Origin of the sequence: Alteromonas sp. B31-7, from assembly GCF_015767655.1 — a bacterium.
In the GTDB taxonomy this organism is placed as follows: domain Bacteria; phylum Pseudomonadota; class Gammaproteobacteria; order Enterobacterales; family Alteromonadaceae; genus Alteromonas; species Alteromonas australica.
In genome coordinates this window covers 2129604-2152546 of the sequence record NZ_CP065233.1, presented here as the reverse complement: position 1 = coordinate 2152546, position 22943 = coordinate 2129604, and the positions used below count along the sequence as shown (strand labels likewise).

Annotated in this window: 11 protein-coding genes; 1 reads left to right on the top strand and 10 read right to left on the bottom strand. The window is 45.0% G+C overall.

Going from position 1 to position 22943, the window contains the following annotated elements:
- Nucleotides 1–130: 130 nt before the first annotated feature.
- Nucleotides 131–1153 carry a LacI family DNA-binding transcriptional regulator gene (locus IUA53_RS09105; protein WP_044057067.1) on the top strand — a complete coding sequence of 341 codons (1023 nt, stop codon included), beginning with the start codon at nucleotides 131–133 and terminating at the stop codon, nucleotides 1151–1153.
- Nucleotides 1154–1237: 84 nt separating this feature from the next.
- Here the strand turns inward: IUA53_RS09105 and IUA53_RS09100 are convergent, their stop codons facing one another.
- From IUA53_RS09100 to IUA53_RS09055, 10 genes are all read right to left on the bottom strand, one after another.
- Nucleotides 1238–2941 (bottom strand): alpha-amylase family glycosyl hydrolase, encoded by a 1704-nt coding sequence (locus IUA53_RS09100; protein ID WP_196899274.1) that lies wholly within the window; start codon nucleotides 2939–2941, stop codon nucleotides 1238–1240.
- A 13-nt stretch (nucleotides 2942–2954) separates the two neighbouring features.
- Nucleotides 2955–4466, bottom strand: a complete 1512-nt coding sequence (locus tag IUA53_RS09095) for an MFS transporter (protein WP_196899272.1) — start codon at nucleotides 4464–4466, stop codon at nucleotides 2955–2957.
- A gap of 38 nt (nucleotides 4467–4504) precedes the next feature.
- The gene (locus IUA53_RS09090) at nucleotides 4505–6439 is read right to left on the bottom strand and encodes a glycoside hydrolase family 13 protein (RefSeq protein ID WP_196899270.1); all 1935 of its coding nucleotides are present in this window, start codon (nucleotides 6437–6439) and stop codon (nucleotides 4505–4507) included.
- A gap of 195 nt (nucleotides 6440–6634) precedes the next feature.
- Entirely contained in the window at nucleotides 6635–8578 is a 1944-nt protein-coding gene (locus IUA53_RS09085) for an alpha-amylase family protein (RefSeq protein WP_231401295.1), read from the bottom strand.
- A gap of 123 nt (nucleotides 8579–8701) precedes the next feature.
- Nucleotides 8702–9253 carry an RNA methyltransferase gene (locus IUA53_RS09080; RefSeq protein WP_196899268.1) on the bottom strand — a complete coding sequence of 184 codons (552 nt, stop codon included), beginning with the start codon at nucleotides 9251–9253 and terminating at the stop codon, nucleotides 8702–8704.
- A gap of 62 nt (nucleotides 9254–9315) precedes the next feature.
- A complete protein-coding gene (locus IUA53_RS09075) occupies nucleotides 9316–10155 on the bottom strand; it encodes a patatin-like phospholipase family protein (RefSeq protein WP_196899266.1) in 840 nt (279 codons plus the stop codon).
- 261 nt (nucleotides 10156–10416) lie between these two features.
- Nucleotides 10417–14745 carry an alpha-1,6-glucosidase domain-containing protein gene (locus IUA53_RS09070; protein WP_196899264.1) on the bottom strand — a complete coding sequence of 1443 codons (4329 nt, stop codon included), beginning with the start codon at nucleotides 14743–14745 and terminating at the stop codon, nucleotides 10417–10419.
- A gap of 71 nt (nucleotides 14746–14816) precedes the next feature.
- A complete protein-coding gene (locus tag IUA53_RS09065; RefSeq protein WP_196899262.1) occupies nucleotides 14817–17867 on the bottom strand; it encodes a TonB-dependent receptor in 3051 nt (1016 codons plus the stop codon).
- Between the two features lie 368 nt (nucleotides 17868–18235).
- On the bottom strand, nucleotides 18236–19765 hold the full coding sequence (locus tag IUA53_RS09060; RefSeq protein ID WP_196899260.1) for a tryptophan halogenase family protein: 1530 nt from the start codon (nucleotides 19763–19765) through the stop codon (nucleotides 18236–18238).
- A 134-nt stretch (nucleotides 19766–19899) separates the two neighbouring features.
- The gene (locus IUA53_RS09055; RefSeq protein ID WP_044447304.1) at nucleotides 19900–22761 is read right to left on the bottom strand and encodes a TonB-dependent receptor; all 2862 of its coding nucleotides are present in this window, start codon (nucleotides 22759–22761) and stop codon (nucleotides 19900–19902) included.
- Nucleotides 22762–22943: the final 182 nt, after the last annotated feature.

Genomic DNA, 22943 nt, shown 5'->3' with positions numbered 1-22943 from the left:
TGTCATATTCGTCAACAAGACACGGTATTCGGTAATCGCTTAACATAAGTAGCTAAAGTCACGCCTTTAACTAAAAATATGCTAATCTGTACCGGCGATAACACTGTCGTAGCAGCAGAACATGGTGTTTATGAAAGAAAAAGCAACCTCTTTTGATATTGCCCATCTAGCGGGCGTTTCTCAGTCAACCGTTTCTAGAGCGCTGAATAATAGCTCTCTTGTAAATCAAGAAACCCGGGAACGGGTTCAACGTATTGCGCGAGAACTCAATTATAAAGTTGATAAAAACGCAAGCAATTTGCGGCTGCAAAAAAGCAGTACCATTGCCCTTTTGCTGTTTGAAGATCCTACGTCTGACGATTCAATGATAAACCCTTTCTTTCTTGCCATGCTAGGGAGCATTACTCGCGCGTGTGCGCAGGCTAACTATGACCTGCTAGTGTCTTTCCAAAACTTAGAAGATGACTGGCACGCCGAATACGAAGACTCCAATAAAGCAGATGGTATCATTCTACTGGGCTATGGCGACTACACCGATTATCAAAACAAAGTTGCCCAATTAGAGTCGCAAGGTACTCATTTTGTGAGGTGGGGCGCGCCTGACGAAAAGCATCCCGGTATCAGCATTGGCTGTGATAATTTTCAAGGCGGTGAAAGCATTACTCAGCACCTCATCTCGCAAGGAAAAACCACGTTTGCGTTTATTGGCGACAACGGCGACCACGCACCTGAATTTAAAGCGAGGTTTACGGGTTATTATCGTACATTGCTTGCCCATGGATTAGACAAAAACAGTAGTCAGTTCGATGCTATATCTACCGAAGACGCCGGTTCAGAAGCTATTCGAGGATTAATTGAAGCGGGTGAATTGCCTCAAGCCATTGTGTGTGCGTCAGACCTCATTGCCATGGGAGCTCTGCGCGCATTAAGGCAAGCAAAAATTAAAGTACCCGATGACGTTGCTGTGGTCGGTTACGATAATATTGCAGTGTCAGCGTATACCACCCCTGCCCTCACCACCGTTCAGCAAAACACAAAATTAGCCGGGGAATTGTTAGTTTCTGCTCTGCTAAAAGCAATTAATAATGAAGAGGTAGACGACTACCTTATGCCGGCTGAGGTTATCGTACGTCAATCTTGTGGTAGCCAGTAGCGCTTTAAGCCGAACAATACAAATGAAAAAGCGGTGTAAGGTTTAGCCCCTACACCGCCTTTTTGTTTTCGCATTATGCCTGTCTTATTGTCGTGCCATTTGTGATACCACGGTATTTAATAACGCTGGGTGTTTAATTTGGTCGTTCAGTACCCAAACCTCAACACCATTTGCCTCAACGGTTGTACTCAGCTGTGCTTGGCTATCTACCGTTTGCGTGTTACCTGACAACTGCTCAACCCATTCTCCTTGTTGCATGAATTGGTCTATGGTGAACGCTTTTGGTTCGCTACCTTTATTGAGCAGCACCAATGCAATTTGATTTATATCTTCGTGCTGAAGTATTCGATAGAATGCCGCGCTATGCCCTTCAAACGCCAAATTCACCTGCAAGCCACGTTGTAACGCGGGAGTGGTTTTGCGAACGTTGGCGATATTACGGAGTTTTTGATAAATAGGGTGTGCAGGTGCAGCATCTATATTGTCTTGCCCAAAGTAATTTCGGTTTCCCTGATGCTCTGAGGTTCCTCGCATAAAGCCAATTTCAGAGCCTTGGTATATGACGGGGATGCCACGAGCGGTAAATAACCAATTATGCGCATTAATAAAGCCATTGTCCGTCGCATTGATACGCGCCATATCATGGTTGTCGTAAAATGTGGTTAGATCGTAAGGGTTATTGTAAGGGCCGTGCGTTAGAAACAGTACTTCTTCTAATGTAGAAAAATCACTTTCCAATGGCTTTTCAAATACTTCAACCATGGCCTTTTGCATGGGGAAATCAAGCACACTGACACCACCGTTTTTAGGTAACGTATGTTGGGCAATGAAGTTAGCATCGTACTGGAAGCTTTCGCCAAACATAAAAAAGTCAGGGTGTTGCGCTCTTATGCGGTCGGACATTTCTCTCCAAAAACTGTGGGGAACATGGCGTATGGTATCTATACGGAAACCATCCGCTCCTTGAGATATCCAATAAAGATAGCTATTTATCAGGTAATCTCGGACTTCTGGATTTTCATCATCCAGATTAGACAGCTTGACCAAGTCGGGATAATAGTGGAAAAAACGGTGCAGCGGGTTGTTTTCTGGGTCAAGATCCTCTGGGGCTAAATTTTGATGGTCAGCAACGAGTTTGCCTTTTGCATCGTAAATTTCGCCGTAACCAGGTAAGTCGGTTTCCATTGTAAAACTAGGACTTCCGTGGTTCGCTACAATATCAAACACTGATTTTAAGCCGTGATTTCGCATTTGGTCGGTGTAGGCTTTCACCGTAAGATCTTGGCTAACAATATGTTCGTCGGCTTTATAGAAATTCGTTGCCCAATACCCATGGTAACCTGTTTTACCACCATCCTTAAACGCCCCGCCATAGGTAATGGGCTCGTCACCATTAAATGCATAGTCAGGGTTATCATGAACCGGCGTCATCCATACTGCGGTAAAGCCCATATCAGCAATGTATTCGGCGTTGTTTAAAATGCCTTTTAAGTCCCCCCCCATGTAACCTACGTAGGCTTTTTCGCCATTCGGGCCGACTAATGGGCGTTGCCAAGTAGAATACTCTCCGCCTTGATTTTCATAGTTATTAGACGGGTCGCCATCCACAAACCTGTCTGTCATGACAAAATACACCGCTTCACTGGCAAAAGGGGTTTGCGTACCGTATACCTCAACGGCAGCAGTACTCACTTGTGCATTCGAAGACGCATTCTGGTTAGATACGGCACATCCAGTATTAATCAACGCGGAGACGGCAAGTGCAATTAGTGTGATTTTTTTATTCATTATTTTGTTTCCTTTACTTCCCTTGTTCAAGCGGGTGTTCATTTGAGTTAGGGTTGTTTTGCGCGTCTGTAGCATGCTGGGTAGTGACTTCATCGACAAAGAAAACGGCAATAGCACCTAACACCATAGAAACCCCCGCCAGCACAATGATGTATTTAGCATCGTTGTCAAAAATGTGATTTAAAATCCAACCTGCGGTTAATCCTGAAACAATTTGAGGCGCTGCCACGGTGAAATTGAAAATTCCCATATAAACACCGGTTTTTTCTGCGGGTAATGAACCGGCTAACATTGCATACGGCATGGCAAGAATGGCCGCCCATGCGATACCAATGCCAATCATTGGAATAAGCAACTTCACTGCCCCCATAGGTACGGTCACCTCGGTGATCCACAAATTCACATTGACCAAGGTTAAATCCTGAAACAGTAAGAAACTCATATAGCTCACACCACCAATAGCTAGGGCACCTGCATATACCACCTTCCTTCCAAACGAGTCCGCTAAGCGCGCTAGGAAAACGGAAAAAATGGCGGCAAATACAGAATAAGCAGCGAATAATATACCAACCCAATCGCCGGCCTCCCCTCTAGCTTGGGTAATAGCAAGGGGGACTGCGGGTACTGACGCAATATACGCGGGGTCAAACCATTGTTTGTCCACGTTCCAGATATGTTGCGTAATAGCGGGCGTGGTGTACACCCACATAATAAAGAGCGCGAACCACGAAAAAAACTGCACAATGGCCAATTGACGCATGGTTTTAGGCATATGGATCACTAATGAGAAAAACCCTTTCATCCGTGTCACAAAAGGGGCTTTTTTCTCTACCGCTGCTGCGTTTGCATGAATACCTTTATAGCGGTTGTAGTCTTCAGGGCTGTATTCCTTCGTGCGCAACACCGTCCAAAGAACACTGCCCAGTAATACCGTCGCACCAATGTAAAATGCCCATATCACAGACGGCGCGACTTCACCCATTTGTGCGGTATTGTCAAGCCCTACTACGTTCGTCAGAACAAAAGGAAGAATGGAACCAATAACCGCGCCTATATTAATAAGCAGAGATTGAATGGAATACCCTACATTCCGTTGAGATGGCGGCACCATATCCGACACAAGAGATCTAAATGGCTGGAAGCAAACATTAAAAGAAGCATCCATAAGGGCGACCATGAGGGCGCCCATCAGCATGGGAGCAATAAACACCACGAATAATGGCGCATTGGGCAATAACACCATACCGACTACTGCGGCAATGGCGCCACCGAGAATAAAAGGACGTCGTCTACCTAATTTATTCCATGTTCTATCGGAGGCTGAACCCACAATGGGCTGTACAATAAGCCCCATGATGGGTGCCACTAACCAAAATAGGGACAAGGAGTGAAGGTCTGCGCCCAAATCCGTGAGGATTCGGCTCACATTTGCATTTTGGAGGGCAAATCCAAATTGAACACCAAGAAAGCCAAAACTGACATTCCATATTTGCCAAAAACTCAGGCGGGGTTGGTTTGCTTGCATACTTTGCTCTATTTATTGTTTTAGTTTAATGGATACCGTTATCGCACAATGAAAACATTTGCTGACATCGCCGGAAGGCTAATGGTATCTGTTGGCTTGAACGTTTTACCGTCACTTATTCTTGTAATCGAATCGTTCGACTCAAGCATCTCTGCGTAGTCCGATAAAGGTAAATCTACCGCTTTCTTGTTAAGAATTACCATGATGCTTTCAACATTGTTTCCGTTATCTGATTGGGCACTGCGCTTAGCCCCCTTTTCAGCCTCTCGAAAATAGGTGTAAACACCGTCAACGGGCGCATAGTGCTTTAACTTGCCTTGAAATAGTTGCGGGTATGTTTGGCGCAGCTGCAATAAGGCTTTAATGCGCTGCTGAGCCCAACGCTCATCGCTGTTAAGCCCCTTACCCGTAAAGGCGTTTTTATCACTATCTGAAGGCCACCCGCCGGGGAAATCAGAGCGTATAATACCGTGATCGTCACTGCCTTCGTTACCCATTAGAATTTCCGTTCCGTAAAATACCTGTGGGATCCCTCGGGTTGTAAGCAATAAAGTCATCGCCATATTCCACTTGGCTTTATCGTGTCCAAGTTGCGTAAAGATTCTGCTCATATCGTGGTTATCGGGAAAGACAACCAGATTGTTCGGGTCGCCATATAAAAAGTCGGTAGCCAGGGTTTCATAAACCGTAATAAAACCAGAGTTCCAACTTTCATCGCTGTTTAACGCTTTAACAACGGCAGCTTGCAATGGAAAATCCATCACGGATGGTAGCGCGCTATCATAGTCATCGTGGCGCTGACTATCTGCTTGCCAATAGGCCGTGATTGCAGGGTTTACAGACCATTCTTCACCCACGATATTAAAGTTAGGGTATTCGTCCATTAAGCGATTTGTCCATTCACTTAAAAACGCTTTATCAGGGTAAGAGTATGTATCTACGCGAATACCACTTAAATCTGCAGTTTCTACCCACCAAATAGCATTTTGAACTAAATAGTTCGCCAAGTGTGGATTGCGTTGATTTAAATCTGGCATGGTAGGCACAAACCACCCATCGCTAAACCCTTTGATATCGCTTTCTATTGCATGAGGGTCGTGCAGAGATTCTCTTTTATGGGTGGTGCCGACGAACTTTCCTTCATTATTGATCCAATCCTTTGATGGCGTATCTTCCATCCACTTATGATTACTACCGATGTGATTAAGCACCATATCCATGATAACGCCAACCCCTTCGGATTTTGCTTTTTCACTGAAATCTATAAAGGCGTCATTAGACCCAAAGCGCGGGTCAATGAGGTAGTAATCTGTGGTTGAATAGCCATGGTAGCTGTACTTGTTCATCGCATTTTCAAGCATAGGCATGGTCCAAATCTGCGTGAAGCCCATGCTTTTAATGTAATCTAAGTTGTCCACGATACCTTGGATATCGCCGCCATGACGGCCACCTTTAAATTGGCGGTCTACCTTATCTTGATAACCGTCAACGTTATCATTTGCGGTATTACCATTTGCAAAGCGGTCAGGTGCAATAAGGTAGATAGCGTCTTCTGGTCCAAAGCCTTTTCTTGACGCAGAGCCTTCTTTGCGTTTTTCAAGAGAGTAATGCACCGTACGTTGGCTTCCATCATTGTCGGTTAATGTAAGTACGAGGTCTTGTGCCTGGGCGCCTGAAGTATCAAGCGTTACGAAAAGATAGTTTTCACTATCAAGTGCCTTAACTCGGCTAACTTTTACATTTCCCGTAGCAAGAGAGACGGCGTCATCAGCTACGTCTTCACCGTAAATCATCAACTCTACTTCAGGATTTTGCATACCTGCCCACCAGTTAGGTGGGTATACTTCAATTTCCCCCTGCTGCAATGCATAAACGGGAACCGATGCTAGTGATACAGCCGAAGTGATGAATAACGGTAATGCACGATAGCGGTTTACACAAATAGATTGGCTTACGCTGTTAAAATTAAACACATGAACACCAATGTTAAAAATACGTTAAGTGCAAGATTATATCGAGATATTACCTTGTCCACGTAACCAGACCAACGCTATGCATACGTATTCACCGAAGTCCTTTTAAGAACACCTGGTCAAAATACCATGTAAAAAACAATAGCCTTCCACGTTGAACGCTTGCGCTGACTTGGTGGGAATCACCGTGCTTACTTAAAAAGCAAACACCTTGGTTTCCAACGCGCCTAACGTTGTTGTAGCGCGGTAGTTCACCTCGCCTTGCTCAAGCATTAAACCGTCATGAGAAAGTAAAGGTTTAAGGTCAAGGCTGCTGCCCGAGGCCTGTATCGCAGTGGCCGGTACCGCGAGTGAAATGGGGCCCGTAGGCGTTTCGCTAAAGTTGGCGAGAACAATAATCCCCTGTCCGTTTTTCTCGCGTAGAAATGCAAACTGCTGCTCAGAATACGCAGATCCTTCAACGCTTAGGTTCAGGGCATGTAGACTTTGATAACGCCCAGTAATTGCGCTATTGCTTGTAGCGATGTTCATGACGTCTTTATAAAAGCGATGCAACGCTTTTTCTTTCTCTGTTGACTGCCCTGCATCAAATTTGCCGTTGTTCATAAAACGTTGATGAGCCGGTACGCCTGCATAATCAAAAATAGTGGTTCGTGTTGGGTCGCCAAACCCAGTCTCTTCGCTACCGTCTTCGCCAACATTTTGTCCAAAGTAAAGCAAGGTAGGCGCGCGACTAATTAGTGCACTTACGGCTAATGCAGGTTTTCCTTTGTCAGCGTCGCCGGCAAAATCTGGGCTGGCTATGCGCTGTTCATCGTGATTTTCTAAAAAATGCAGCATATGTGGCGCTATATCGCGAACTTCGTCATGGATAGCGACCAAATCACTTACTGCACCACTGCCCTGCATAATTGTTTTCAACGTATCGTAGAAACCTACTTTATCGTACAAATAATCCATTTTACCTTGCTGGATATAAGTACGGTATTTATCTGGTTGGTAAACTTCAGCCAACAGGAAGGCGTCTGGCGCCTTTTGTTTTATGCTGCTGTTTAAAAATGACCAAAATTCAACGGGTACCATTTCGGCCATATCATAGCGAAACCCGTCTACCCCTTTATCGAGCCAATAATGCGCTATATCTCTAAACTTGTACCAGGAATCCGGTACGTCTTTTCCTTCCCAGAACGCCGCATGTTCCGCGCTAAAACCTTCAGGTAGGGTTGGGAAATCATATGTACCGTCGGGCCTTACGCCATAGTTGACCTTAACGGTTTCATACCAGTCATTAATATCGGGCTGAGCAGCACGTGCCCCATTACCTGTCCACTTAGCTGGAAACTCATCAAACTTGCCATCGGATAAGGGATGACTGTCACCACCAAGGGGCTTATAGTCACCACCATCAGGAACTTCAAACGCTTCGCCAACCACATAATAAAAGTTGTTGTCGCGGGCATATTCAACAGAGGTATCATCATGGGCACCAAAGTCGCTGACTCCCTCTGGCGCTAACAGTGATTCATAGTCGCGGGCCACGTGATTAGGCACAATATCAATGATGACTTTCATTCCCGCCTCATGGGTTCTGGCAACGAGAGCTTCAAACTCTTCTAAACGCTTGGCGGGATCATCGGCAAGGTCGGGGTTAACATTGTAGTAATCTTTAACCGCATAAGGCGAACCTGCGCGGCCTTTAACCACGTCAGGATCATCACCGCGTATTCCGTATTCTGTATAGTCGCTAATTAAAGCGTGATGGGGAACACCGGTAAACCAAATGTGGCTAGTGCCCAATGATTTGATAGATTTAAGTGCCTGAGGTGTAAAGTCACTAAACTTACCCACGCCATTTTCGTCAATGGTTCCCCAAGGTTTATTGGTGCTATTCGTGTTGCCGAATAGGCGAGTAAACACTTGATAAACCACGGGCTTAGCTTGCACTGTAGGCACACTTGCTAAACGGCTTTCCAGGCTAGCCTCCTTCAACACGTCATCGTGTTGCATCGTTGAAGATAAATAATTGTCTGATAAATCCGCTTCATTAGCGACTTCTCCCCCACCACAAGAAGATAAAAATACAGAGGTGACAGCAACGAGAATGTGGCGGCGAAAACGTGAAAATGTCGGTGTGTACATAGAAATTAACGTGCATGGGTAAAAATTTAATACAGCATACGCGTTAATTACATGTTAACAAACATGCATACGTATTCACCCAAAATTTGTTACTCATGTTGCCGCTAGCGCCTCCACCAACGGCTAAATTTTGGTTTGATTGTTGTTATCTCTACTTTTACGAATTAAGCCATCACCGTGTTCGTAGTTAGACTTAGCTAACCTATCATAGAGAAGTACATTTGCGGTGGCTGCTAAGTTCATACAAGAAAACGTCGGAATATAAACAACATGGTCGCACCATGAGAGCACGCGACTATCTAAACTTCCATCTTCTGGGCCCAATATATAAAACGCATTGTCAGGGTGTGTGAATGAAGGCAAAGGCGTGGCGCCTTCTACCAACTCTACCGCCACTACTTTAGCGCCCTTAGGTACCACCTCTTTGAGGTTTTCGACCCCAATAGTAGGGATGGTTTTATGAAAGGCTTTGGTATCTGCATTAAAGTCTTTGGCAAAGCGGTAACGCTGCCCAGTATAAAATACGCTGGCTACACCATAACACCCTGCTGCCCTTAGGATAGAGGCAACATTTACAGGGTTTTTAGGGTTACTCAGCCCAATACTTATTTGCTGTTTTTCTAACTGCACGAGGTGAATACTCTCGCTAACGAATGAATAGCGAGAGTGTGCCATGATAGCGACTAGACCTCTAGCCTAATATGACGTAGCGCTAAAAATGCATTTTATCACGGCAATCAAATTGCTATGGCTACTGTGTCTTTAACTAATCGCCGCGCCATACGACGGCCTTGTGCATACCCTTTAAGCAGCTTTCGTTTATCCATAGTAAGGCGCTTTACGCAAAAGCCGCTGTCGGGGGCCACTAAGGTTAATTTACAATCATCCGGGGGGTTGGAAAGAAACTTGAGAGTATCGTTGTAAATACCTGCCCGCGCTAGCATCGTCTTGAGCAACGCAGGCTGGTCACCGTACATTTTTTCCATTAGCCAGGTGGATTTAACTTCGGGTTTGGTAAACCCATGGGGTTGTGAAAGCACCACGGTAATATCCCTGGCACCCATGTCGTACGCTTGTTTGACTGGAATGGCATCGGCCACGCCGCCATCCACGTAGCGCGTTCCATTAATAATAGGCTGCTCTCTAAATGCTGTCGGCAGTGCACAAGAAGCAACCATAAGGGCATCTACATTGTCTTCTGTAGCCTGATGGTATTCGCACTGCCCTGTTTGCGTGTTTGTGATACCTACATACAGTGGCATCGCTGCACTACTGTTTGGCCCAGTGATACCCAGAGATTGTTTAGAATGATGCCATAGCCAGTGCACATCCGTCATGTGTCCGCCCTTTATAAAGCGAAGGGGGCTGAAAAATTCGCGCTTTGTAGCATATTGCGTGATGATGGTTTTACTTAACCCATGCATACGTGACACATAAGTAGACAGGTTCGTTGCACCAGCTGAAACCCCTACAGCGAAATCAAAAGGGTAATAGTTTTCTTCCATAAACTTATCGAGTACGCCCGCAGCAAAAATTCCGCGCATGGCGCCGCCTTCTACTACAATTGCCCTTTTCATATCATCTCCTTGTTACACTCGCATTCACATGCAATAGGTAAGATTTTTCCATTAACGGCTAACTAACTTATGTCGGTATATTTTTTGTTTACAAGTACTGTGCCATGGAGGTTCACATCAGTCTTATTACAAGTATTGTGCGCTATTTGGATTAATTAGGTGATGAAAATTTGCGATTGGTGAAATCAAAAAAAGCGAATAAAAAAACCGCGAGCTAGCCGCGGTTTTTATCTTTTGAGTTTTAACTACACGTAATTAATATTACTTCATCGTTACCGTTAGCGTAGGTGCATTTCCATCTGGGCCACTTACCTTAAACTCATATAAACCACCATCTATTACTTCAATGGTTAGGTTATTGTTGCTGCTACCTAAGGTTTTTGCTTCCCCTTCAACGACCAGATTCGACACCGCATCATTGGGATTCCCAAGATTAACAGTGGCCCAATCTTCAGAGGCAACTTTGAATTCAATGCTACCTGCACTAAGTTCAATGTCGGTGGTATACACGCCTTCTCCCTGATAACTAAACATATCTTCAACGCCCCAGCCGTTCATGCCACCGCGAATATACACGTCTGTGTCACCCCAGTAGTTTTCTTTAAATACGCCTAAGGTTGGGGCATTGACATCGGTGACATTAAATACAAAGACATAACGGTCAGCCGATTCAACATTTAGGACCAAGTTATCATTCGTCGCTGCGACGGATAACGTTTGCCCAGGCGTTAAAATACGGTCGGCATCATTACCTGTTAATGCGCCAAAATTGACGGTACTCCAATCTTCTGACGCAACTTTAAACTCGTAACTGCCCGCGTCAATGTCACGGGCAAACGTGTAAATGCGGCCCCCTTGGTATACAAACTCTTCGTCGGTTCCCCATCCGTTCATTGCACCACGAAGGTACACGGGTGTGCCAACATAGGGCTCTTCATTTTCAACAAGAAGCACCGGCGCCTCACTGTCTGTCGCATCAATCGTAAACAAATAGGTTGCAGATACGGTTGGCGTGAACGACAAATTATTATTGGTTCGAGCTAATACTTTATCCGCTAGTGCAACCACATTTACATCTTCGCCCTCGCCTGCTCCGAAATTCACTGTTGCCCAATCTTCGGAAGCAAACTTAAAGCTGTAAGTTGTGTCGGCTTCTAATGCAACCGCTACCGTGTATTTACCATCGCCTTGATATGTAAATGCATCATCAGTAGACCAACCATTCATGTCGCCGCGTAAATACGCCACAGTATCGCCGTAAGGCACCACGTCTGGCGCCCCCGAGGTGGCGAACGCTGATAATCCGTAACCCTGCGCCCCAGATTGCGGTTTAACGAAAACTGCAATGGTTAGCGCAGGTACCGTGAAAATTCCGTTTCCATCCTCACCTTCAGTAAAGCTAGCACCACGCACAGCGGCATCGACAGAGTTCATTTGAGTGACATGCAGTGAAAAGCCTGTTGCTGTGTTAACAGCAATCGATTTCTCTTCATAACCGGTATTTACAAGCACCATGATTGCATCGTTCATCATGTCGAGATCGGTACGACTTTCATCACCGTCAGTCACACCATCATCGATGCTCATGGCAATCAAGCCTTGTTGTTGACTTGCACCTATATTATGGAACCCGACTCTGTCGATAATATCGTCTGCTGTGGTTAGTCTAAACAATGGGCTACTCATACGAATACTGAGAAGTTCAGCAAAGACATCGGATGCAAACATAATGTCGGCCATAGAGGCTGCGCGGTCGGGGCTGTAAATAAACTCGCCCATTTCTTCCCACCGGCTTTCATTGTCTTGCGCTAACGGCAAACCTACGTTCCAGTTATTCGTCTCGTAGGTAAAGTCTACATAGTTGAACCAATCGCCAGAATCGTAAGTATTTCTGTCCATGGATTTAGAACGCAGCATGTCGCCGCCCATCTGTAAAAATGGAATGCCCTGAGACACTAGGTTAATACCCATGGCCACATTTTGAGCCCGTACCCGCTCTTCCAAGGTAATCGTTTGAGGTAAGGTGTAATTAAGCTGATCCCATAGGGTTTCATTATCATGCTTTGACACGTAATTAATGATGTCTGCAGGGTCTTCAGCGTACCCCCCTAAATTACTGGTGGCCACAGCAGTACCCGCGGACGTTTCAAGAACATAATCCTTAAGTGTTCCAATCATGCTCATTTTTACGCGGTCTTGATCGCTTAACAGTGCATCAGAGTCTGGATTAAAGATATTGCCTTGACGGATAGCTTCCCGAATTCGGTCGTTATAGGTACCAATTTCTGTCCCTGCCATGTTCAATTGGCTAGCTTGTTCGTACCCGCGGTCAATTTTAGTCCACCCTTCGCCATAGAAATAATTGTCTTCATCAATAGCGTGAACGGCATCACGTAAGCGAACCATGGTCTCTTTTGTTGCTTGACTCATGATGTCAAAGCGAAACGAGTCGTACTTATAGTGCTCAGCCCACATTAACAAAGAGTCTTCCATGAACTTTTCCATCATGACATTACGTGGCTCTGTGTCATCGCAACAGGTTTCCCGAACGATAGCCCCGGTATCTACCTCGTAACGGTGGTAATAGCCTGGCACGGCTTTGTCTAGAACAGATTTACTAAATACGCCTGACGCATTGGTATGGTTGTACACCACATCTAACGCCACCCTAAGCCCCATTTCATGTAAAGCTTGAATCATTGCACGCATTTCGATGATTCGTTCAACACCTTCTGCACTGGAAGCATAACTGCCTTCTGGCGCGTTGAAGTGGTGAGGGTCGTACCCCCAATTGAAGGTATCGATAGCCTGTAAGTCATGCGTGAGTTGTTGTGCCTTACCTGCTTGAGATAGTGGGTCATAAGCGTTGTAAACATCAATGATTAACGCATCTTCACTTTCTTCTTCACACACCGCAGCTTCACTATTTAAGCGGCATAAATCACCAACAGTATCATATAAATCTATCGTGTTAGCGGGGTCTTCGTCGACAGTCGCTATGTCATTAGCAGGTAGCACGTGAAAATAGGTTAAGCCCGCCTCTACTAATTTTTTAAGGTGTTCAACCGGGGCGGTTCCCTGTTCAGTAAAGGCCAAATATTTACCGCGATTTTCTGGCGACGTCGACATATCACGTACACTAAAATCGCGCACATGCCCTTCGTAAATTACCGCATCTTCAAAGTGATCAACTGTAGGGATATCGTGGGTGTCCCAACCATCGGGTTTTAAGTCTTCATCAGCTAAATTTACAAAACGTGAAAAGCGGCCATTGGTACTTAACGATACTGAATACGGGTCGGTAACTAACAGGGTTTCTATTGTTTCGGTAATGGGGTGGTAAACAGTGACTTCATAACGATAAAGCTGCCTATCTAGTGACATATCCCCCTCGTAGCGCCATACGCCTGAGACGTCATCACGCAGCATTTCTATACGCTGGTTTAGCTTTTTATTCTCACTGTACAGCAAAAGATCAACGTTTGTGGCTGTCGGTGCCCACAGTGCGGCCGCTATGCCGGAGTCTGTGTAAATGCCGCCAAGTTGTGCTTCATCAGCGTCGTCCTCACCTTGGGTGTAAAGTGCATCAATCGCATTCGCAAGTTGAATACCCGTTGCTACCACTAACGTACCATCGGCATCATACCCACCAACAACCGCTTGTGTGGTCAAGACGGTTTTTGCATCTTCAACCGACCAATCCCCTTCCCAGGCCTGCATACTTGAAAGATGCGGCACACGTGATGCCTGCGCTTCAGTGAGGCTGCTGGACATCAGAGTGACTGCTGTACCATTAATGCCTTCCTCTAGACTGCTTTCTAAGTCAGCTTGCGCTGAATAGTGCAGCTTAACTTCTGCTACGGTATCTGGAACATTCCACAAAATAGTGTTGGCGTCTAACCAATGCGCTGCAAACCCGTCAATGTCCACCGGCTGTGGGCCAAGTGACATAATGGGGTATTCAAAAAGCGTTGGTTCCCCCGATAAAGTAAAGTTCATACGAACAAAGGTGTCGTCATCCTGAACAAGCGACGCCTGAAAATCGCCGCCGCCCATCTCTTTACCGGCATCATCGGTTCCTTGGTGAATAATGAAGTTATGGCAGTCGCCATACCCTTCTTTTAATTCCAGTATCCAATAAGCACCATAATTAGGGTCTATACCTGTATGTGTACGGCCATTTGCCCAATCTGTATCGGCATCAGCATAGGCATCGCAGGTGTCGTTATTCCACGTGTGTAATCGCCAACCTTCATATGCTGGATCGTTGCTTGAATTATCAGCATCCACTGCTGCACGGTTATAGTAAAGCACGGCCTGGTTTTCTGAAGGTGTAAACACAGGGTCTGGTAATGCAGGGTCTGCGCCCACGACACAGGCGTCGTTGGTTTCATTGGGCACGGTAGGTGCCTCGCACTGAATAGGGGGTGGAGGTACGCACGCCGTTCCTGAATCATTAGGAACATTAGGTACCTCACACGTTAACAAGGTATTGGTGCCAGACTCAACGTCTGAACCTCCACAACCGGCTAACATTATTGCGCCTACTAGGAGTAGAGCTGCGCGCCATACTCGTGTATTAGTAAACATAGAATTCTCCTGAGTCATCTCACAAGGTTTGGCAAACGAAACACATTTAAGTAATCCTAAGGTGATGTTTTTCATAGTTGGTATGTCATCCCTAGGTAGTATTGCGTGCCAAAGTATTGAATGGTGCCTGTTTGCTCTTCGGAAGCGAAGTAGCTTTTCGTGGGTTCGTCTGTGAGGTTATTTACTTGGAACAGTACGCTCCAGTTATCGTTTATTTCATATGACGCTTGGTAATCAATGACCAGTTCCTCATCAAAATTAACCACTTGATCGTTCACCGCTACTTGCTGTGAAACAAATGCATCTCGATAACGACCAGATAAGCGGGTTTCAAAGCCCTCATATTCCCAAAACACGGTTACTGTCGCTACGTTTTCTGAAAGGCCGGGTAAATTAGCAGCGTAAACGCCGTCACCTAAAGTTCGCTGAATTTCACTTTCGGTGTACGAATAACTTGCGCTTACCCCCAATCCAGAGAACATACCCGGTAACATGCTATAAATTTGTGTGTAGGCAACTTCAACTCCGCGAATGTAACCGCCTTCTGCATTATTAACCGCGGTGCTGTAGCTGCCATTTTCAGTAGGTACGGTAATAAAAATGGGGTCGCCATTTTCATCTCGCGCAAGTTCGGCTTCTTGCCCAGTAAACTCAGGAGTAAGGTAAACCGGTACTTGCACGTTATCGGGAATAACAATGCCATTGGCCTCGAAGTCGTAGGGTTCAATTTCAACATCTTCTACAAAAGACTCGATGTCTTTGTAAAAACCTGCCACCACTAAGGCACCTTCAGATTCTGAGAAGTAGTATTCCCATGAAAGGTCATACTGAGTAGCATAAAATGGTTCTAAATAGGGGCTGTTTCTTGCACTTCCACTTACTTTTGCAGTGGGGTTAGAAAGGGTAATTTCCCCTGAGTCTCTATCTTGAAATGCGGTGACGGTTTCAATGGTGGTTGAGGCGTTGGCTGCAAAGCGGTTAATGGGAGCTCGCCCCATCACTTTCGCGGCTGCAGCGCGCAATTGCATGTCATCGGTTAATTTAAAATTCAGGTTAATTGATGGAAGTACATCGTTATATTCATGCGATATAATTGCAGGACGGTAAAAATTATTAATGAGGCCTGCATCATCAGTAATATTTTGTGCGCCTGCCGTTGGGTCACTCACTTCAACAGACGTACCCGTTTCTACATCAGTGATAAGTTGCGTGGCACGCTGCAAAGTGGTGGAGCTTTGCTTACTTTTCACATAGCGCACACCCACATTACCCGTGATGGGTAAGCTACCTAGCTCGGTATTAATACTGGCCATTAGATAAGCGGAATTCACCGTTTCAAACACGGTGCCGCTTTCCTGCAATGTCCATGCAGTAGCAGGGCCAGTACCTGGGCCATTAATCACCCCAGCTGCGCCAGGTCCCCAGGTTTGTATGGGCTCAGGTCGTCCATTAGGAAACCATGCATCTAACGCACTGTCTAAATCTACAGAAAGATAACTTGGGAAATAAGAAAAATCGCCACTCCAATTCACTTCCTCTACCATGGCATCAGTAAGTTGTAATGGCGGCTCACTAACCGAAAAGGCGCTGTCATTGCCGTACTCGAAAACAGAGCGATCATTTCTATATTCTCTGTCAGAATAGCGGTAACCAAACTCGATACCAGAAATAATAGGAACATCTAGGAAGTACTGAAAATCGACCCTGTAGGCATCTAATTCATCCTTATTTTCATAAGGGTAGATACCGTATTTACTTACCATGACTTTATCTAAATCTGTAAAGTCATTCATTTGGTTAAACCCAATATCCGGTAAATTTAACCCGTTGAGTAAATAGGAAATTTGAATATTTTCATCAAACACTGGGTTTGCGGCATTTGCGTCTTCTCCTACGAGAGACCACAGCAGACCGTTTCTAAAATCACTTTCAGCACTGGAGCGTGACACATCGAATTGAACCGCAAAGTCTGGCGTAATTTCCCAGGCCGCATTGACTCCTAAATTGGTGACACTGTCGAAGTCTTGATTATCGTCGTTGACTAATTCGATACGAGTGAAGCTGCTGTCGGTGCGCGTAAACGTGCCCCCCACTACGCTGTTGTTTACCACGACAGGGTTAGTAATACCTGCATTGACGCCGCCCAGTTTGACCCTAAAACCACGGGCAAAGGCTTCTGAATCAAACTTTGAAATAAAGGCATCTGCTTTTAGTGTAAAGGTGTCAATGGGTGCCCATTCAAACGCTGCCACATATCCATCACGGGTTTCTTCCCCACCTTTATGCTGCATTTCAAAGCCTTCTGAAATGAGTTCACAATTTGGACAATCTGCTGGGCCGTCTGTATCCCCTTCAAGACCATCTACATCAACCTGACCATTATAGGCTAAGCCAATAAACTGAGTAGAGACACTGGGTTGGAATAACCTGGCATAACCAAGGGAAACACCTAGCGTATCGTCAAGAAATTTGCCTTGATATGAAAAACTCAGCCTGTGGCCATATTCCGTTGCGTCACTCACTTCTGAGGCGCGGTCGTTATACATACCGCGCATATTAGCACTAAATTTATGTTGCTCTTCAATGGCTAAAGGTGAAGCTGTCTTGAGTTCAACCGTGCCCGCTATTCCTCCTTCAATTAAAGAGGCTTTGGGCGATTTATACACCGCCGCTTCACTGATAAGTTCAGAGGGATATTGATCAAATTCAATGGCACGACTGCCGCTGGTAGACACCTGCTCTCTGCCATTTAATGTTGAAAAAACAAAGTCGCCAGATAGGCCGCGTATGTTGATTTGTGCAGCTTGTCCCCCGGTTCGTACAGCGGAAATACCCGGTAATCGAGTTAATGCATCTGCCATAGAGACATCGGGTAACCCACCGAGATCATCTGCAGATATTTGCTCCGTAACCATGTCGGAAAAGCGTTTCTGATTAAGGGATTGGATGAGGCTAGTACTAAATCCCCTCACTTCTATACGTTCTACCGTATCTTCTTGAGGGCGTTCAATTTCATCTGTGGGTGCGTCGGGGGCTGTTTGAGCAAGCGCTGGATGCGTGTACAACGCAACCCCACTACTCAACAATGCCGCCATGATGGTGCTGGGTTTAAAAGTTTTCATTGGTGTCCCATTCCTTGTTTTTTATAAGCACTTTAAGCACGACAACAATTAAAAGTGCTACTTATTCCCATTCGTTTTTATCGCGACATAATGGGCATGTTTGCCCCGTCTCGTTAATGGCGAAGGAGTGTGATGGTTCAACAACAAATATTACTGGTTTGTATAAAAAGGGAGCAATGCTATGCATACGTATTCATTTACAAATAAGTTACATATAAGGCATACAACTGACAATAAAGTAACATTTAAGGGGAGTGGCGAAGGGAAAAAAGAAAGCAGCCTATTAGCTGCTTTCTTTTTTGTGTTAAGTGGAAATAGCGAATTTCATACCACTTCTAGGGTGTTAGGAGCATTTTCACTCATTTTTATCACGCGTTAGCGCTCATGTTCTGCTTCGCACGTTTTACCATCCCATTTAGGTATTCATCATGACTCGGTAATTGTGAAAGCGGTTCACGTTTTATTTTTAGCAACCTTGTTAACATTTCTTTTAATTTTTCATCGCTAAATGTATTAACCAAACCATGATAATCATTCGGAGTAATACCCTGCCCATACATGACTTGAAGCCAAGAACTCTCTAAGAACAAGTCATTCTGATCTCTAAACAAACTGCCATTTTCTTTGAAAAGTGCGATTTTGTGCCTTAAGGTATCGGGTAAGTCTAAATTCCGCATATCGTTAAAAAAAGCACTATCAGTTCGTTCATTTACCGAATAATGGAGTATCAGGAAATCTCGAATTTGTTCGAATTCTAACGCTGACTGTTTGTTGTATTCTGCCTCTAAACTAGGGGTTATTCCATTGTGAGGGAAAAGTTGAATTAAGCGCACAATGGCTGATTGAATGAGGTGTATGCTGGTAGATTCTAATGGTTCCAAAAAGCCACTCGACAACCCTACTGACACCACATTTTTATTCCACTGCTTGCGTCTACGGCCCGTTGTAAACTTTATAAGTTTAGGGTCGGCGAGCGGTTTTGTATCAAGGTTGCCCATTAGCGTATCTAAGGCGTGATCTTCGCTAACATAGCGAGAACAAAATACATGTCCGTTACCGTTTCTATGCTGTAATGGAATGCGCCATTGCCAGCCAGCATCATGGGCAATTGACCGCGTAAAGGGGCGTGTGGATTCGTGCCGCTCAGATGGCACTGCTATCGCACTATCACAGGGGAGCAAATGGGACCAATCGTCGTAGCCTGTTCCAAGGGTTTCTTGAATAAGTAAGCCTTTAAAACCGGTACAATCAATAAAGAGGTCTCCCTCTATGCGGTTTTTATTATCTAACCGCAACGCCTTAATATAACCATTTACGTTATCTCTTTCTACGCTGCCAATTTTTCCCTCAATACGAACAACACCCATACTTTCACTAAGTTTGCGTAGGTACTTTGCATACAAACTCGCATCAAAGTGATACGCAAAAGGCAGTTCTAGTACGGGATCTTTGGCATTAATAGGGGCAAACTTACCCGCCTCAGCGGCGTGATAGTTTAAGTCATAATCCCATAAATCTTGGGTTTTCCCCAACTGTTGGCCTTTTAACCAGTAATGGTGAAAATGACAAAAGGCCATGGCCTTACCTGGTGCACCAAAGGTGTGGTAGTAGCTTTGCCCTTTGGTTTTCCAGTTTTCAAATTTAATGGCAAGCTTGATGGTCGCTTTTGTCTCATATAAAAACTGGGCTTCGTCTATCCCCAAAACTTGGTTAACTAAACGAATAGGTGGAATAGTGGCTTCACCTACCCCTACGGTTCCTATGACCTCTGACTCAACCAACGTTATATTGACGGCCTCTCCCAACACCTTTTTCATGAGGGATGCAGTCAGCCATCCTGCAGTGCCACCGCCCGCGATGACGACCCGCTTTATTGGATTTTTTTTTGGGTTTTGCATGTCATTCTCGCTAATACTCATTCAAGCCACTAAACCTTAGTTGTAGCTTCAGAAAATAAAAAAGCCACCTTGCTTTTGTTTTAGCATAAGCTAATACAAAAAGCTTTAGGTGGCTTTTAACACACACGGAAAAGTTAGAACTTGTAGTTAAACCCTAGTAAATAGTTGGTTCCATAAGACTGGAACTGTGTAATTTGACGTGGGTCGGTGCTAGATGCTTGAATATCATCTTCATCTGTTAGGTTTTGTGCTTGTAGCGTTACACGCAAACCATCCAGGTAATCAATACCTGATTCACTAAAGTCATAGCCAATTTGAGCATCAACCAAGGTACCACCTTGTTTAGTTGCATCAACAAGCGCAAGGCTTGTACCTCGCTCTTCGGTAAGGTATTGGTCACGTTTAGTTGCTGCTAAACGGAATTCAAACCCTTTGTTTTCATAGAAGAATGTCATGCTATAAGACTCTTCAGATAAACCAGGAATACGCGTTTCCGTTTGGCCTGGCGCTGGGTCTACCTCACCATCCATAAAAGTGGCACTGGCAAACAAACCAAACCCTTCTAGTGAATCATGGATAATATCAAATGGTAGTGAGCCTTGTAGCTCGTACCCGCGCACAAATCCTTCAAACCCATCAAGAACACTGCTTACTTGGCCAGTAAACAACACAGGCACCTGTCCTTCAGAACCTTGATGCAAATCAGGAACGTAGTAATCAGAGAAATCAGCGATTATCGACGTATCTCTATGCCAATTCTTTATATCTTTAAAGAAGAATGACACCGCCACATATCCGGAGTCTGCAAAGTAGTTCTCGTAGGCTAAATCAAACTGATTCGCTTCAAGTGGACGTAAATCTGGGTTACCTGCACTGCCGCCCCAAGGGCCATTTTCTATATCAGAACTGGTAATTTGATTGTCATTGAATGAAAACGTTACCTGTGTATTTGGACGCATGTCGTCCATACGAGGGCGAGAAATCACCTTGCTTAAACCTAAGCGAACGAATTGATTGTCTGCAACTTCGGCTGAAAGGTTTAAAGTAGGTAATACATCTGTGTAATCTGCGCCACCGGTCACTGGCGTTGCGATGGTGTAGCCATCAGCATCAGAAGTGGTAGAGAAGCCTGTAGATTGCTGATCTGCCTTAACGACCTGAACGCCAACGTTACCACGAACCCAAACGTCACCTAATTCCATCTCTAAATCGAATTTAGAATAAAGCGTAATAAGTTCTTCATCAACGGTGTAGGTATCACCCAAGCGATCGTTTTGAACACGGCTAGCGTCACTTTCAATGTAGTATCCGCTCTCATAAAGGCCTAAAGAATCATAAGCCAAAATACCGTCTATACCGATGAAATCTAAATTTACTACGCCAAGAACATCAGGAATCGCTGCATCATCAGGGTAAGAAGGCGCCGTTAAGTAAGCGCCGTTATTGTCTTTTGACTTACTTCTGTCAGAGTAAACGATACCTGTAGAAACGCCGGTGACGATTCCCCACTCTACATAGCCTTTGAGGTCGAGACGTATTGTGTCTAGATCTTCTTCAAACAGAGGTTGATTCACAAAGCCATCTTGCGCATCAGATTCAAGAAGAGGACGCGCGCCCCATGCTTGTGGTCCAGCTAAACGAATAAGAGTAGGGTCGGTAAGGTCTACGGCATCAGCCGTTGGATGGTCTGAATACATAACGCCCGTAGACGTCATTTCCCAGCTTCGCGCCGACAAAGAACGACCATCTGTACCAGCACGACCCACACCTGAGTAACTCTCGACATCAATAATTTCTTTCTCTACTGATCCAGTAGAATAATCAAGCTCTACGCTCCAAGAGTCGTTAATTTGATACTCGGCGTTTATCCCTATGGTGGTTAAATCAGCTTCCTGACGTCTTGCGTCATTACGTACAACAGAATAAAAGCCATCGGTGTAACCAGAGGTCACCAAACCGTCTTCAACACCAGTGACTGTGTAAGCACTTGTGCCCCACTCTGCACCACCTTCCTCAAGGCCACGTCGAACATCGTCTTCAACGAAATCGATGTATAGTGCATCAAGTTGTATATTAAGTTTTTCCGTAGGCGCCCATTCAACTACCGCAGCAATTGAATCACGTTCTAACATTGCAGAACGTTGGAACGAATCGTGTCCGCCAAGCACAACAGTACCTTCAGGAACGTTTACCGTATCTTGACCATCATAACGACGAGGGTTCCAAACAGGATCGCCATCATCATTAAATGTATTTTCTGCAGCTAAGTTAACATCAGCATAGCCCCAACCACGAAAGTGCTGTTCTTGTCTTGGTGATTCCATAGTCGCTACGGTTAACGCTAAACCTAATGTGTCATCGGCAAACTGATCAACGTAGTTAACTGACACACGGTGGCCCGAATTGTCGAAATCTGGGTTTGGTGAGTCTTCTGCATTTTTTTCAAAGCTACCGTTTACCGTAAATGTACTTTCCGCCGAGAGAGGCTTAACGGTTTGAAGATCAATAGAACCACCAATGTTCTGCGTGGTCATACCGGCTTCTGGCGTTTTGTATACCAGAATATTTGAAATGATTTCCGTTGGGTAAAGGTCGAACTCAACGCCACGGTTGTCGCCCATTCCCAGTAATTCGCGACCATTTAATGACGTACCTACGTAGTTTTCATTAAAACCACGTACAGAGATACCACTCGTACGCCCGTTTCTACGCTCACCCGTAACGCCAGGTAGTCGTGCGATAGATTCGGCAATACTGGTATCAGGCAATTTACCAATATCTTCTGCTGACAAGGCTTCTACAATTGACGTGTTGTCCATCTTAATTGCTTGGGCACGTTGCAAGCTACCTCGGATACCACTTACTTGAATAACTTCAACATTACTTTCATCAATAGAATCGCTGGTGCTTTCTTGTGCGAACGTCGGTGTACTTACAAAGGCTACACCGCCAGAAATAAGCGCAGCTTTAATGAGATTGGGTTTGAATTGTTTCATAAAACGGGTGTCCCATACGGTTATAGTTGTTGTCTTTTTGTTATTGTTATGACTATTAAATGACAATAAACATTGTCGGCATAATGCTATAGAGGACACGTTGAATGCACAATTGCCTGCATACGTATTCAATAAAATTTATGCAACACTGCATTAACAAAGCGTTTGTATTTAATGAGGTA

Excerpts from the sequence above, each read along its gene's own strand:
- IUA53_RS09100 (WP_196899274.1), bottom strand. The coding sequence starts at position 2,941 with ATGAATAAAAAAATCACACTAATTGCACTTGCCGTCTCCGCGTTGATT.
- IUA53_RS09105 (WP_044057067.1), top strand. The coding sequence starts at position 131 with ATGAAAGAAAAAGCAACCTCTTTTGATATTGCCCATCTAGCGGGCGTT.
- IUA53_RS09085 (WP_231401295.1), bottom strand. The coding sequence starts at position 8,578 with ATGTACACACCGACATTTTCACGTTTTCGCCGCCACATTCTCGTTGCT.
- IUA53_RS09075 (WP_196899266.1), bottom strand. The coding sequence starts at position 10,155 with ATGAAAAGGGCAATTGTAGTAGAAGGCGGCGCCATGCGCGGAATTTTT.
- IUA53_RS09065 (WP_196899262.1), bottom strand. The coding sequence starts at position 17,867 with ATGAAAACTTTTAAACCCAGCACCATCATGGCGGCATTGTTGAGTAGT.
- IUA53_RS09055 (WP_044447304.1), bottom strand. The coding sequence starts at position 22,761 with ATGAAACAATTCAAACCCAATCTCATTAAAGCTGCGCTTATTTCTGGC.
- IUA53_RS09070 (WP_196899264.1), bottom strand. The coding sequence starts at position 14,745 with ATGTTTACTAATACACGAGTATGGCGCGCAGCTCTACTCCTAGTAGGC.
- IUA53_RS09080 (WP_196899268.1), bottom strand. The coding sequence starts at position 9,253 with ATGGCACACTCTCGCTATTCATTCGTTAGCGAGAGTATTCACCTCGTG.
- IUA53_RS09095 (WP_196899272.1), bottom strand. The coding sequence starts at position 4,466 with ATGCAAGCAAACCAACCCCGCCTGAGTTTTTGGCAAATATGGAATGTC.
- IUA53_RS09060 (WP_196899260.1), bottom strand. The coding sequence starts at position 19,765 with ATGCAAAACCCAAAAAAAAATCCAATAAAGCGGGTCGTCATCGCGGGC.